The organism is Bacteroides coprosuis, from assembly GCF_020741705.1.
Taxonomy (GTDB): Bacteria; Bacteroidota; Bacteroidia; order Bacteroidales; family Bacteroidaceae; genus Bacteroides_E; species Bacteroides_E coprosuis.
The window spans coordinates 1-15,709 of sequence record NZ_DYYK01000108.1; the positions used below are offsets into that span (position 1 = coordinate 1).

General features: G+C 37.2%; 6 protein-coding genes and 1 pseudogene. All 7 read left to right on the forward strand.

Annotated elements, in window-relative coordinates:
- Window positions 1-211: 211 nt before the first annotated feature.
- Window positions 212-4,249: a hybrid sensor histidine kinase/response regulator transcription factor gene (locus K8V80_RS06210; RefSeq protein WP_276776191.1), complete on the forward strand. Its 4,038-nt coding sequence runs from the start codon at window positions 212-214 to the stop codon at window positions 4,247-4,249.
- A gap of 190 nt (window positions 4,250-4,439) precedes the next feature.
- The gene (locus K8V80_RS06215) at window positions 4,440-5,717 is read left to right on the forward strand and encodes a glycoside hydrolase family 88 protein (RefSeq protein WP_276776193.1); all 1,278 of its coding nucleotides are present in this window, start codon (window positions 4,440-4,442) and stop codon (window positions 5,715-5,717) included.
- Window positions 5,718-5,816: 99 nt separating this feature from the next.
- Window positions 5,817-7,808 carry a heparin-sulfate lyase HepC gene (gene hepC / locus K8V80_RS06220; RefSeq protein ID WP_423773064.1) on the forward strand — a complete coding sequence of 664 codons (1,992 nt, stop codon included), beginning with the start codon at window positions 5,817-5,819 and terminating at the stop codon, window positions 7,806-7,808.
- A gap of 16 nt (window positions 7,809-7,824) precedes the next feature.
- On the forward strand, window positions 7,825-10,356 hold the full coding sequence (locus tag K8V80_RS06225; RefSeq protein WP_276776197.1) for a DUF4962 domain-containing protein: 2,532 nt from the start codon (window positions 7,825-7,827) through the stop codon (window positions 10,354-10,356).
- 206 nt (window positions 10,357-10,562) lie between these two features.
- Entirely contained in the window at window positions 10,563-13,811 is a 3,249-nt protein-coding gene (locus K8V80_RS06230) for a SusC/RagA family TonB-linked outer membrane protein (RefSeq protein ID WP_276776200.1), read from the forward strand.
- Window positions 13,812-13,831: 20 nt separating this feature from the next.
- Window positions 13,832-15,487, forward strand: coding sequence for a RagB/SusD family nutrient uptake outer membrane protein (locus tag K8V80_RS06235; RefSeq protein ID WP_276776203.1), 1,656 nt, complete (start codon window positions 13,832-13,834; stop codon window positions 15,485-15,487).
- Window positions 15,488-15,594: 107 nt separating this feature from the next.
- Window positions 15,595-15,709, forward strand: a pseudogene (locus tag K8V80_RS06240) (sugar kinase); the annotation flags it as partial.

Consider the following 15,709-nt stretch of genomic DNA (forward strand, 5'->3'; position numbering starts at 1 on the left):
AAGGCAGCCCTCTTTTTAAGGAGAGGTTGCCTTTATTTTGAAATCAATAGAGGGTTTTACCCGTGTATAACCCTTGTTTTTAGTCGAAAATACGTTTTTCAGGAGTTGTTAACCGATCTTCTTTATACTATTTTCACTTTTTAATATTGAAGAATTAAGCGTAATTTTGCGTGGATTTCACAGTAAGCAAACAAATATCTTCAAGCTAAATATGAGGAACAGCAACGTTCAGATCTATAGAACACTAATATTGGTGTTTACACTCTTGCTATCTTTTATTCCCACATCATGGGGGAAGAATACTGAATTTAGTTTTAGTACAATCACAATTGACGATGGTTTGAGTAATAACACAGTATTTGATATTATTCAAGATATAAAAGGTAACATTTGGGTAGCTACAGCCGATGGGCTCAATAAATATGATGGCTACCGACTTACCACTTATCGCCACGATTTAGAGGAGGCTAATTCTCTACTTTCAAGTAATATCCGAACACTTAATCTTTTCAAAAATAAGATATTAATAGGAACCAATATCGGGCTGAGTGTTTACGATACGCAGTTCAATACCTTTTCCAACTATAATCTAGGTGAGCAAGTGAACGCTATTGTAGCCAATAGTGATTCAACTTTTATCCTTCTGACATGGAGTAAAATCATAGAGTTCGATGGTCATGAAATGAAGGTTTTGTTTGAAGACTCTCATGCTGCTTTCCAATCTGCAGCCATGAGTAAAGGAGATTTACTGGTAGGTACTCGCGGAGGATTGTTTCGCTTTAACTTAGTGAGCCGCTCTATGGTATCTGTAGATGAGATATTTGAAAAGAAGTTCATTCAGTCTATTCTGGTTACTTCAGATAATATATGGGTAGCTAGTGAAGGGTTTGGTCTATACGAAATAGAAAAATCAGGTAAGATCAATCTTTATGAGTATAATCCTGGTAAACCAAATTCTTTATCATCCAATCATATTCGCTCCATACGTGTTGATTCGCAAAATAGGTTGTGGATTGGGACATTCAATGGCTTGGATATTCTCGACTTAAATACTCGTAAGATCGCGCGTTATTCGAGTAGCGATGTGAGCGTGAATTCATTGAGTCAAAACTCAGTCCGTGCTATTTTTAATGATAATCAGGGAGGTGTCTGGCTAGGTACTTTCTATGGTGGATTAAATTATTACCACCCTCTCCAAAATCAGTTTAGTAGAATAAAGCATATTCCATATTCCAATTCTTTGAGCGATAATGTAGTGAGTAGTATTGTGGAGGATGAATCGGGTATCATGTGGATAGGAACCAATGAAGCCGGTTTGAATAAATACAATCCTAAAACAAAGCACTTTACTTACTACAGAAAAGGAAAATCAGAGAATCAATTACTGTCAAACAATATTAAAGCCATCTGGACAACTCCCGAATATTGCTATATAGGTAGTCACGGAGGAGGGCTGGCTCGCTTGGATAAGAAAAGTGATAAGATAAAAAGGTTTCATCGCTTTAATAGTGACATTATCAGTGATAATGTGTACTCTATTCAAGAAGATAGTCAAAGAGGAGTGCTTTGGCTGGCTACATTAAATGGTCTAACATCTTTTGATCCTAAAAAAGAAGAGTTTATTCCGCTATCTAAATATCAACCTTGGGGTGATGTGACTGATATACAAAGTTTGACATCGGGTCAAATTTATGTTTTGTTTATTGATAGTAAACATCGTTTGTGGATTGGTGCCGATTCTGGAGCCTACTCTTATTCTTTCGATAAGAATTTAATTACGCACTACGATATTGATACTCGTCAGCAAAATAGTAGAATTAATACTTTCTATGAAGATCATTTAGGACATATTTGGATTGGATCAGCTGCTGGATTGCGTTTACTCAATGAAGGTAATCAAACCTTTAAAACATATACTACACGTGAGGGATTACCCAATAATAATGTACTGGGTATCCTCGAAGATAGTTTTAACCGTTTGTGGATAAGTACCAATCATGGTTTGGCTTGTTTTTCTTTAGCCAATGAGAAAATAAGAGTTTATACCTATTTAGATGGCATTGCTAGTGATCAGTTTACACCTTATGCACATTGTAAAACAGCCAAAGGAGATTTGTATTTCGGTGGGATAGAGGGCATCACTTATTTTACCCCCGAAGAGATAAAAGACAATCCTTTCTCTCCTCAACCCGTAATTAACTCCTTGAAAGTGTTTTCAAAGGAGGTATTGCCCAATGATGAGACAGGTATTTTGACACAAGATATTAGTTTTACCAAGGAGCTAACTTTGGGTCCTTCTCAAAACTCATTTACCTTGTCATTCTCTGTGCCCAATTTCTTGTCGGCTCAGCATAGTGTGTTTTTATACAAACTAGAAGGTTTTGACTCGGGCTGGATTGAAATGAAAGATCCGCATCCTATCTCTTATTCTAATCTTCCTCCAGGCAGATATACCCTTTATTTAAAGGCAGGAAATGGGGAAGAGAAGTGGAATAATAACCCCACACAGCTTATTATAAATATTCAGCCAGTATGGTGGAAAACAGTTTACTTTAAACTGTTTGTATTCTTATTCTTGGGTGGACTGACTTATCTATTGTGGAGATTCCTTCATAACCGTCAAGAGTTGAGAAATCAGCTGAAGATAGAGCGATTGGAAAAGAAGCAGAAAGAGCAGATAAACCAGATGAAGCTTGGTTTCTTTATTAATATCTCGCACGAGTTCCGTACTCCTCTAACTTTAATTATCTCTCCGTTGGAAGAATTACTTCAGCGTACAACAGATAAATGGTCTATTAATCAGATAAAAGTGATGCAACGGAATGCCAATAAGCTGCTCTATCTGGTTAATCAGTTGCTCGACTATCGTCAGGCAGAGTTGGGTGTATTTGCATTGAAGGTAAAAAAGCACAATCCTTCTGAGCAGATAAAATCTATTATGGATATGTACAATCGCTTGGCAGAGCAAAAGCAGATAAACTTTAATTATTTCAATGCTATTCCTGATGAGGCGGTGGTATTGTATGATACCTCATATCTAGAACTTATTTTGTCGAACCTGCTATCCAATGCTTTTAAATTTACGCCCAACCAAGGAAAAATTACAATTCGCACGATGGTAGATGCAGATAAATTTACTTTGCAAGTAATTGATACGGGTTCTGGAGTATCTGAAGAAGCCATTAAGCATATTTTTGAACGCTTCTATCAGTCCAATAATAAGAGTAAAGGTACAGGTATTGGTCTTTCTGTAGTAAAACGATTAATCGACTTGCACCATGGTACCATTGAGGTGAAGAGTGAACCCAATCAAGGCACCGAATTTACTATCTCTATCCCACAAGATGAGAGTTTATATCGGGATGAAGAGTTCTTGAAAGACCAAGAAGTAGAGAAGAAATATACTTTAACTTCTGAAGTAGTAGATCATATAGATGTAGATGCTACCGAAGAAGACTTAGATACCAAAGAGGACGAGCTTGAAAAAGATCGCCCAACTATTTTGATTGTGGAAGATGACACAGATGTGAGAAACTATCTCGTACAAAACTTAAAAGATACAGCCAATGTATTATCGTCGGATAATGGATTGGATCCTATAGATATTGTGCGAGAGAATGAGATTGATTTGGTGATTTCTGATGTTATGCTTCCAGGACAGGATGGTTTTAAACTATGCAAGAGTCTAAAACAAAGTATTAAAACAAGTCATATACCCGTAATTTTACTTACTGCAAAAACAACAGCAGAAGATCAAATGGAGGGCTTAATGGCTGGTGCTGATGACTACATTGTAAAACCATTCCGTATATCTCTATTAAAAATGAAAATAGAGAATAGGTTGAAGCAAAAAATGAGAATGCTTGAATACTATTCTGATAATATGGAGATAGAACCTTCTGAGGTTACGTTCAATGAAATGGATAGAGAGTTCCTAGAAAAGGCAAAAGAGATTGTAGAGCAAAACTTAGATAATGTAGAGTTTCAAGTGGATGATTTTTGCGAAGCTATGGCGATGAGCCGTTCCAATCTTCATTTAAAAATGAAAGCCATAACAGGAGAATCGACTATTGAGTTTATACGTAAAATACGATTTAATGCAGCTTGTAAAATGCTTCAGGATGGCAGATATTCTGTTGCCGAAGTGAGTGCAATGGTAGGTTTTAATACCCCCTCTTATTTCACTACAAGCTTTAAAAAATACTTCGGAATCCTGCCTACAGACTATATGAAGAGGTCTTCAAAATAGGATTTACACAATTATGAAGTTTATTTAAACAAAACTAAAAGCATTTTATACCCAGCATTCATTTGTTAAGACATATCTAAAACACAGCTTGAATGAATTGAAGTAATATTGTACTAGTGAAAATCAAAACAAGTTGGACCTTACAAATATGACATTTTAGGGGCTGACATAAAACAATTAATATTACACTATGACAATGAAACTTTTTACGCGTTCAGCGGCAGTTTTATTAGCCATCTTTATGGTGTCTTGTTCAAACTCGAACAAGGAAGGCCAGAATGAGAACTGGGCAAAAAATGCAGTTGAAATAGCAGACGCACAACTTAAGGTATTGGTTCAGAAATCGGATGAGAATATGGACCAAAAACGCGACAGCGAAGGTAATTTACCAACTGTAAATGCTGAGTCAAAGAGTGGAGCTAAATTGCTACCACGTTCTATTGGTAAAAATGGTAAGGTTCGTTTCGAAAATCCATTCGACTGGACAAGCGGATTCTTCCCAGGTACACTATGGTACCAATACGAATTAACAGGAGACGAGTTCTTCAAAGAAAAAGCGAAAGAATATACTGCGCTATTGAAAGAAGTATCAAACTACCCTGGTACACACGACCTAGGTTTTATGATGTTCTGTAGCTATGGTAACCAACTTCGTCTAACTCACGATGCAGAGTCAGCTCCATTGATGGTAAGCACAGCAGATAATTTAATCTCTCGCTTCGACCCAACAATCAAAGCGATTCGTTCTTGGGACTTTGGTAAATGGAATTTCCCAGTTATCATCGACAACATGATGAACCTAGAACTATTATTCTGGGCTAGCGAATACACGAACGATCCTAAATACCGTGAAGTTGCTATCGAACATGCTAATACAACTCTTAAACACCACTTCCGTGACGATATGAGTTCATACCATGTAATTAGCTACAACAATGATGGTACCGTAGAAATCAAAGGTACTTTCCAAGGTTATGCAGATGATTCTGACTGGGCTCGTGGTCAAGGTTGGGCTCTTTATGGCTACACTGTAATGTACAGATTTACTCAAGATCCTGTTTACTTAAAAGCAGCGCAAGACATTGCTCACTTAATTATGACAGAAGAAACTATGCCAGATGATCAAATTCCTTATTGGGATTTTGACGCAGATGATATTCCAAACGCTCCACGTGACGTTTCGGCTGCTGCACTTATTTCTTCAGCTTTATTTGAATTGAGCACAATGGTAGAAGATGGTCAAAACTACTTTAACCAAGCAGAAGTTATGCTAAAGAATCTATCAAAAGAACCTTATTTAGCTAACGGTGATAATGAAGGCTTTATCTTGAAGCATGCTACTGGTCACCTTCCTGCAAATTCAGAGATTGACACTCCTCTAAATTATGCTGACTATTATTACGTAGAAGCATTAAAACGTTATTTCGATTTAACTGGTGTTAAGTACCCATTAAATGCAAACAAATAACCACATACAATAAATAAGTCTGGTGAGTTAGTCTATTGTTTTTCCAATGGGCTAACTCATTTTTCTATTAATCACATGGAGATATAGACAATGGTAAATATGAAAAACATATTCCTATCCTTTTTACTTCTACTGACTCCTGCTCTTTGTGTGGCTCAAGAAGATGCCTCTCAGGTTTTCGATTTGATCGACCTGAACTATCCAGGGTTAGAAAAGGTGAAAGACTATTATAATCAGGGAGAGTCTGAGCAAGCTCTAGCTTCTTTACTCGATTATTATAGAGGAAGAAAAGGAATCAATCATCCGGATATCGATTTAAATAATATCACCGTTTCTAATAAGGAAAGAAAAATGGCCGACGAGGCATTAGAACATAAGTTCTTTGTGCACAATGGTTATCAGCCTTCTTTCTTTTATGGAGATGATATTGATTGGACTTATTGGCCTGTTGAAGATAATGAACTTCGCTGGCAATTGCACCGTACCAAGTGGTGGCAACCTATGGGTAAGGTGTATCAAGTAACCCAAGATGAAACTTATGCTAAAGAGTGGGCTTTTCAATACCTAGATTGGATTAAGAAAAACCCATTACTTAAGACCAGTAATGCTTACGAGGGTGAAGATGTGAGTGCTGGGATTCCTGCCGACTTGCAAAATGTACGTTTTGCGTGGAGACCTTTAGAGGTGAGCCATCGTTTGCAAGATCAAACCATACAGTTTCTTCTGTTTAAAGATTCTCCTTCTTTTACTCCCGAATTCCTAGCTCAATTTCTATTGAACTATTATAAACATGCTGAGCACATCCTTCATAATTATTCAAAAAGTGGTAACCATCTTCTTTTTGAAGCGCAACGCATTATCTATGCTGGGGCATTCTTCCCCGAAATGAAACAAGCTAAAACTTGGAGAGCAAGTGGTATTGATATTCTTAATCGTGAAATCAAAACTCAGGTGTACCCCGATGGTATGCAGTTTGAATTGGATCCTCACTACCACCTAGCTTCAATTAACATTTTTGCAAAAGCAATCCGTGTGGCTGATGCCAATGGTTTTCGTGCAGAATTTGGGCAACACTACCTTTCAACCGTAGAAAGTATGATAGAGTGGGTGATCAACTGTCACTTCCCCGATTATACCAACCCTATGTTTAGTGATGCTAAACAAGATACTAAAGCGGATATGTTGAACAACTACAATGAGTGGTTGAAAATATTCCCCGATAATGAAGCTCTTCAGTATATGGCTTCAGATAGAAAAGAGGGCAAAGCTCCTTCACATCTTTCAAAAGCATTTTTATCCTCAGGTTTTTATGTATTCCGTAATGGTTGGGGCGAAGAGGCTACTCAAATGGTATTGAAGGCTGGACCTCCTGCTTTCTGGCATAGCCAACCCGATAATGGAACTTTTGAACTCTACATGAATGGTAGAAATTTCTTCCCCGATTCTGGTAGCTATGTTTATGCAGGTAATGAAGAAGTGAATAAGCAACGTGCTTGGTTTAAGCAAACACGTGTACACAATACACTTACTCTAAACAGAGAGAACATGACGAAGTGTGATTCTAAAAACTTGCTTTGGGATCAACCGAGTCAAAATGTTGAACGCTTAGTTTATGAAAACCCTAGTTATGAGGGTTTAACGCATCGTCGTTCTGTCTTTTTTGTAGATCAGACATTCTTTGTTATTGTGGACGAAGCCATGGGTGATGCTCAAGGTGATGTTGCCATTCACTACAATTTCTGTGAAGGTAACTTTAAATTTGATCCTAGTCATAACATCGTCATGTCAGGGTCAAGTGATCGTCATGACCTAGTCATGCAAGTGTTTAGTCCTAGTCAAATGCAAGTGAAGAAAGAAGAAGGTTGGGTTTCTTATGGCTATCGTCAGAAAACCGAACGAGACTCTTATGCTTTCAATGTAGAGAAGAAATCAAGCGATACTGTACGTTACATTACAGTTATCTATCCAATCACCAATAATAGCAAGGCTCCAAAGCTGAAAGCTCATTTTAAAACCGTAGCGGCCAATGAAATGGCTGTCCAGGTTAAGGTGGGTAAGAAATCTTACACTTTGGGCTATCAATTTAACTAACTAACTAATAATTGAGATGAAGAACTTATTATTATTACTCTGTTTTTTACCCTTTGCACTTCCTGCTCAGGAGGCTGTGAAGCATATAGATAAGGAAGCAATTCATTATCGTATGCGTCAGCATGCTTATCCAGCTGGGGGCGAAGTAGTAAAGACCAATCCAGTAGCTTTACTGTGGCCAGTAGTAAGGGAGGGCAAGGTGAGTTATGGTGTTCGTCTTTCTCAGGATCCTAATTTTTCTGAGGGTAAGACAATTGCTGTATCTCGTTTGCCTTGGGCGATGTATAATACACATCGTAAATTGGCTAAAGGTACTTGGTATTGGCAATATCAAATTAATAAAAAAGGAGAATATCCTCAAAAGTCAGAGGTCTATCAATTTGAGATCACTGATGATGTAGATGTTCTAGAAACACCTACTATCCATGAGTTTTTGGATATTGTAAAAGGATATGAGCATCCTCGTATATTTTTACCTCCTAATCAGCTAAATGATTTTCGTTTGCGTAACGCTGATAGTAAAGATGCTAAGAAAGTCATTCAAGAAGCAACTAAAAACCTGAATCAAGAGTTAATTCCCGAAGCTCCAACACGTCCTCGCGATACAACTGGCGTAGAAGGTTTTGAGAAGAAAGTTTTGATGCGTTTTATGTATCACCGTTTTGGAGAAGTAGTGCGTCAGCCTATAGAAAACCAAGCTTTGGCTTACTTACTTACACAAGACGATAAATATGCTAAAGAAGCATTAAGACAAGCTTTACATATTGCAGGAATGGATCCAAAAGGTCCTGCTACCCAAGAAGACTTCAATGCTGCATCGGCTATGCTAGCTATGGCAACTGCCTATGATGTAGCTTATCCTTATATGTCAGAAGCAGAAAAAGAATCTCTGAAGAAAGCGATCAAAGTTCGTGGAGATCACTTTTTTAGAAGCTATGCCAATATGTTTGAAGCACATGGTATGGATAATCACGTATGGCAACATACGCTAAGACGTTTTTTTATGACAGCCATAGCTATGGTTGGAGAAATAGACGATGCTGATCAATGGTTATCTTTTTGTTATGAAGTATGGTGCAGCAGATTCCCTGTTTTAGGGGGACGCGATGGTGGTTGGCACGATGGTAGTAGCTACTACCAAGTAAACTTTGAAACCTTTATTTTGATGCCTAAAATATTGAAGAACCTTACTGGCGTAGATTTCTTTGATATTCCTTGGTTTAAAAATGCAGGTAAGTTCTTAGCCTACTCATTCCCTAAAAACTCTTACTCAACAGGTTTTGGTGATGGCTTTGAGGCTATGCTGAAACCCAATAAAAAATACATTGCTTATGCTGATGCTTTGGCTCGTGAAGTAGGTGATCCTATCGCTCGTGCTTATGCTAATAATCTAGTCAATGGTGATTTAGACAAGCTTGGTCAAGATAAAGACTTCCGTCTATACCGCCTACTAACAGAGAAAAAAGCAACAGATACCCCACAGGTAAGCTTAGATTCTATTCCAACAGCGGGATATTTCCCTGATGCTGGTTTTGCACTATTCCATACCAATATGGCTAAGACAAGAAGAAACTTGATGTTATCTTTCTTCTCTGTTCCTTTTGGTGCAACAGGTCATGCTCACGCTGCACAAAACGGATTTACAATCAGTTATGGTGGTAAGCAGCTATTTGGTGGCTCTGGTTACTATAGCAATTTCAACGACCCTCATACTCTGAAACATTATCGTACTAGAGGTCACAATACCATTTTGGCAGATAACAAAGCGATGGTTATAGGTGAAAACGGTTACGGTTGGATTCCTCGTTTTGCAAATACAGAAGCTCTAGGTTATGCTTTGGGTGATGGTTCTCATGCATTTGGCGATATGACTGCCGAATTCTGGTTGGACCGTATGGAAAAATCAAAAGTGGAATACACAGCAGAAAATGGATTTGGCAATCCTAAAGTAAAACACTTCCGTCGTCACATTGCATTACTTCGTCCTAATATGGTTGTCATCTATGACGAGCTAGAAGCAGAACAAGCTATTAACTGGTCTTGGTTACTACATAGCTATCAGAAGATGGTTCGTAAAGACGGAGCTTTATGGGGAGAAAATGAATTTGCAAATGCTCAGGTCTATCTCTTCAGTAGTGATAAAAAACTGAAGCACACTATTACCAACGAGTATTTTGAACCCGCAGTAAATTGGAAGAAGAAGCCTGTAAATGGTAGCATTGAGTATGCTAAGAACTGGCATGCCAATTTTGACACCAAAGGCAAGTCTAAGAAGATGCGTTTCCTTGCACTTATCCGTATTGATGAGAAAAAGAATGAGTTAATAATTCCCAAAATCACCGATAAGGATATTCGTATTAAAGGGTGGAGTATCTCTGCCGAAATGGATGCTTCAAAACCTGCTCGTCTCGAGATTATGAACAAAAAAGGGGATGGTATCTATTATAATTCTCCTAGAGTAAAATCGAAACTAGAAGGTTCTACAATCATCTTTGATAAAAATAGTATTGTAGAAGAGTTAGTAGATAAGTTGCCTATTTCTAGGTAGTTAACTTTTCTGTTGAAACAAAATTAAACTTTTATAAAACATTTTTGATACTAGTAAGGCTGTTGTTGAAAGTAATATAATCAATTCTGAATTACGTTTATGCAACGACAGCCTACTTTTGAAGCAATAAAATAATTAATTATTAAAATTATTCCATGTAACATGAATCTAAAAGGAGTGATTGAGAAATAATAAACGTTAACCTTATGTACAAATTTAAAAAAATCAGTTTCCTGCTTTTACTTTTTATAGGGCTTAGTAGTACTTTATCGTATGCACAAGCTCAAAATGTAACTGTAACAGGAAAGCTTAAAGACAATTTTGACGAAGAGCTAATTGGAGCTACAGTAGTACAAAAAGGTACTACAAATGGTACAATTACCGATATAGACGGTAATTACAAGATCACAGTTCCTGCTAATGCAACACTAGAGTTTTCTTATATCGGATTAGAAACTTTAGCCGTTAAAGTAAATGGTAAGACTGTTATTGATGCACAACTTAAACAATCAAGCGAATTTCAACTCGATGAAGTAGTTGCTATTGGTTATGGTACAGTAAAGAGAAGTGAGCTAACTAGTGCTGTATCTTCTGTAAAGGGTGATGATATCGCAAATATCCCTGTAACAGATGCACTTCAAGCCTTGAATGGTAAAGTAGCGGGTCTACAAATTACACAAGCTCAAGGTTCTCCAGGTGCCGATGTTAAAGTACGTGTGCGTGGTGGTATTTCTATTACACAAAGCAATGACCCTCTATACATTGTTGATGGTTTCCCATCTCCTGATGGTCTTCGTGTGCTAGATCCTACAGATATTGAATCTATTGATGTATTGAAAGATGCTTCGGCAACTGCTATTTATGGTGCTGCTGGTGCAAACGGTGTAATCTTAATTACTACAAAATCAGGTAAAGAAGGTAAGGCTAATATCAACTTCGACTCTTATGTGGGTTTTAAGAAAATCTCTAAGCGTCTGGGAGTATTGAAGCCTCTTGATTTCGTAAAACTAGAATACGAAAGAGCAATGCTTGATGGTGGTATTGATGAAGCTCGTAAGTTTACTCAACGTTACGGATTAGGTTGGGATGAAGAAACTCCACTACTTGCTAATATGCAAAATACTTGGAATGATATGCCAGATGCTTATGGCAATCGTGCAGGTATCAACTGGCAAGATGAAATTTTTGATGGACAGACTCCTGTTACTCAAAACTACAAGTTCTCTGTAAATGGTGGTAATAAAGATACTAAGTATAATGTGTCTTTTGCTCATACAGATGATGATGGTGTGATGAAGGGTAGTGGATACGAAAAGAATAATATTCGTATGCGCTTAGACCAAAAATTAAATGAGAAATTACGTTTCTCTGCAAACGTAGGTTATGTATGGGATAAAACAACTGGTTTAGGTTCTCTAAACGAAGGTGGTCGTTTTAGCCGTATGCAACACATTATTCAGTATCGTCCTGTAATCAGTCGTGATGGAAATGATCAAGATCTATTAAATATGGATGTTGACCCTATCTTGGATAATGATTCTGGCAACGTTATGGTAAACCCTAATACTTCTATTACTGAAGAGAAACGTAAAAGAACAAGCCGCATTCTAAATATCAATGCTAGTATAACTTACAATATCCTTCCTAACTTAACTTACCGTGGTATGGTGGGTATGGGTCGTAATGACAATGATAACGATGTATTCTTTGGTCCTCGTAGTAGCCAAGCTCAACGTAGCGGTGGTCCTTATGCCGAACTAAGAAAAGCAAGTCGTGATAACTGGACATACAGTAATACATTGACTTACAAACCTAAAATCAATAGAAATCATAAGTTGGATATCATGGTGGGTCAAGAAGAAACTTACCGTCGTGATAAGAGCATGAACTTAGGAATTCGTAATTTTGGCGAAGATAACTTTGGTTTAAATGATTTAAGCCTAGGTAAATTTGCTGATGTTCCTACTAATGATGTGTCTGATTCTCGTCAGTTATCATTCTTTAGCCGTGTGAATTATAACTTACTTGCTAAATATCTATTTACCGTAACTGTACGTACAGACGGATCTTCAAAATTTGGTGGTGATAGCAAATGGGGTGTATTCCCTTCAGGTTCATTTGCGTGGAGAGCTTCTGATGAAGACTTTATCAAGAATCTAAATATTTTCTCTGACTTGAAATTACGTGTTGGTTTTGGTACTGCTGGTAACAACAACATCCAAAACTATCTTTCATTGATGCGTATGGGTTCTAGCTATATGCCTGAAAACGGTATACAAGAAAACTCTTACTACGAACAACAGCTTGCAAATTCTAAGTTGAAGTGGGAAACTGACGTATCTACCAATATTGGTTTGGATATGGGATTCTTTAGCCAACGTTTACAAGTTACTTTAGACTTCTATCGTAACGAAGCAAGTGATCTTCTATTGAACAAGAATCTTCCATTGATTTCGGGTTTCTCTAGCATGATTGCTAATATTGGTAAGACAAGAAACGTAGGTTTTGAAATGGCAGTTACTTCATACAATATCGATAATGATAATTTCAAATGGAGTACAACTTTCAACTTTGCAACCAACAAGAATAAGGTAATCAAGTTAGCAGATGCTAGCACAATGCCTGTTCGTTCAAACTGGTCAAGTAACGAGTGGAATGGTTATGACTATATGATTCGTGAAGGTGAACCTATTGGTCAGATGTGGGGATATGTAAACGATGGCATTTACAAAGTAGAAGATTTCGATTTCAATCCTAATGCAGCCAAAGAAGAAGATCTTTATACACTGAAAGAAGGTATTGTTTCTGTTAGTGGAGAAAAGGTTCGCCCAGGTTACTGGAAATATCGCGATTTGAATGGTGACGGTGTTATCGACTCAAAAGACGAAAAAGTAATTGGTAAAGCTCAACCTAAGTTCTATGGTGGTATTACTAATAACTTCTCATACAAAGGTTTTGACTTGTCATTTGTATTAAACTACAGTGTAGGTGGTGATGTTTACAACGCTAACAAAATGTTCTATACAATGACTAAGAACCGTTATAAAAATGCGCTTACTGATGTATTAGGTCGTTTTACTTACATTGATCAAAATGGTGAAAATGTATATAGAAACCCAGATGCTCTAGCACAATTAAACTCGAATAATAATTATGCTTCTCTACACGGAACTCAAAACTTACAGTTCAGTTCTAAGTTTGTAGAAAGTGCTTCTTACTTACGCTTAAGCAACATCACATTCGGTTATACAGTGCCAAGAACATTAGTTCGCAAAATTGGTATTCAAAGCCTTCGCTTTTATGCAAGTATGAATAATCTATTTACAATCACAGGTTACTCTGGTTTCGACCCAGAAGTAGATACTCGTTCTAATGGAGGTCTATCTCCAGGTATTGACTGGGGTGCTTATCCAAGAGCTACAACTACATTATTTGGTCTTAACCTTACATTATAATAGAGATTACTATGACAAATATGATTAATAAAATAAAAACAGGAGCAGGTATTGTATTATCTGCCCTGCTACTAACAAATACTCTTTCTAGCTGTGAAAGCAGATTGGAAGAAAAACCATATAACTTCTACGGAGAAGATTATTATAGCTCTACTCACCGTATGAATATGGGATTAAGAGGTGTTTACGAAGTTTTTAGTGAGTTAAATACCTATGGCCAGTACTGGATGGTTTATGATACTGATACGGATATTGCCCATGTGAATGGTGCAAACTTAGGTCACGTAGCTCGTGACTTAGGACACTACAATGCTTATGCAAACCATCCTTGGCTAGAACAATCATGGGGAGCTTATTACTCAGGAATTAACCGTGCTAATTTACTTCTTGAAAATGCTCATAAAGTAAAAGTGGAGGCAGATGCTAAGGATACTGTATTGTATCACAACTACATTGCTGAAACTAAGGCTATGCGTGCTTTGGCCTACTTCGACTTAGTTCGTTTGTTTGGTGATATTCCATTGAAAACAGAACATTCTGAAGCAACTAGCAATTTTAAATTGCCTAGAACGAATGCTGAAGAAATCTATGATTTCATTATTGATGAGTTGAATGAAGCTATTCCTAATTTATTCAATTACGATGAATATCCAGGTGGTTTTGTTGGACGTATGTCTAAGACTGCTGCTCAAGCTATGCTAGCTCGTGTTTATTTATTCAAAGCGGGTTATAAGTTGACAGTAGATGGCAAGATGGAACGCCCAGCCAACTATAAAGAATACTACCAAAAAGTTGTAGAAATGGCTGATGCTGTAATCAATTCTGGCAAACATGAATTGAATCCTAGCTACGAGCAAATATTCCGCAACATGTGCGAATTGAAGTTTGAACCAAAAGAAAATATGTTTGAAATTCAATTCTTCAATCCAGTAGGAGCGAATAGACACGTAAGTAATCAAGGAACTTACAATGGTCCTTCTATTCATCAGAATTCTCAATATGGTAGAGCAAACTCTTTTATTAAAACTTTAGGAACATTTGCTGCTATTTTTGAGAAAGATGATTTGAGAAAAGAAGTAGCTATTGCTGATTGGCAAATTAATAAAGACGACCAAGTCAAAAAAATCAATGCTAAGAAGAGCTTTCAGTGGGCTCCTGGTAAATGGAGAAGAAACTGGCAGACTGCTGAAATTAAAGATATGAACAATACAGACGTTAACGTAGTAGTAATGCGTTATGCTGATGTTCTTTTAATGAAAGCCGAAGCTTTGAATGAAGTAAATGATGGTCCTACAGCTGAAGCTATCAAACTAGTAAATCAAGTTCGCCACCGTGCTTTCGGTAAAGAGATTGATGGTACGATGAAGAGAGATTTAAAAGTAGGTGATTTTGATCACGATAGTTTCTTAAATGAAATTATAAACGAACGTGCTCGTGAGCTATGTTTTGAAGGTGGTCGTAGAATGGATCTTGTTCGTTGGAATAAACTAGGCGAAAAACTTCAAGAAACGAAAGAAGAACTTGCTAAGCTAATTAGCGAAGGTCATTTGGAAAAATTCAACTATATGGCTGGTGATAACTTCGTTGCTGGTAAACATGAGCTATACCCAATCCCTAATTACGAAATTAGAGAAACTGGTGCGGGTTGGAAACAAAATAACGGTTATACTGAATAATCAGAAAAGCTAACTAACTAACACATATTTTGATTATACCTCGAAAATACCTAGCTAATAACCTTATTAACTAGGTATTTTCATAAAAACTAATAATAAGAATACAAATGAAGAAAGTAGTCACATTTGGAGAAATCATGTTGCGTTTAGCAACACCTGGATACCAACGTTTTATCCAGTCAACTAATTTAAATGCCACCTTTGGTGGGGGTGAAGCCAACG

What these genes read in the sequence shown, in the direction of transcription:
- K8V80_RS06210 (WP_276776191.1), top strand. Translation starts at nt 212, where the DNA reads ATGAGGAACAGCAACGTTCAGATCTATAGAACACTAATATTGGTGTTT.
- K8V80_RS06215 (WP_276776193.1), top strand. Translation starts at nt 4,440, where the DNA reads ATGACAATGAAACTTTTTACGCGTTCAGCGGCAGTTTTATTAGCCATC.
- hepC (WP_423773064.1), top strand. Translation starts at nt 5,817, where the DNA reads ATGAAAAACATATTCCTATCCTTTTTACTTCTACTGACTCCTGCTCTT.
- K8V80_RS06225 (WP_276776197.1), top strand. Translation starts at nt 7,825, where the DNA reads ATGAAGAACTTATTATTATTACTCTGTTTTTTACCCTTTGCACTTCCT.
- K8V80_RS06230 (WP_276776200.1), top strand. Translation starts at nt 10,563, where the DNA reads ATGTACAAATTTAAAAAAATCAGTTTCCTGCTTTTACTTTTTATAGGG.
- K8V80_RS06235 (WP_276776203.1), top strand. Translation starts at nt 13,832, where the DNA reads ATGATTAATAAAATAAAAACAGGAGCAGGTATTGTATTATCTGCCCTG.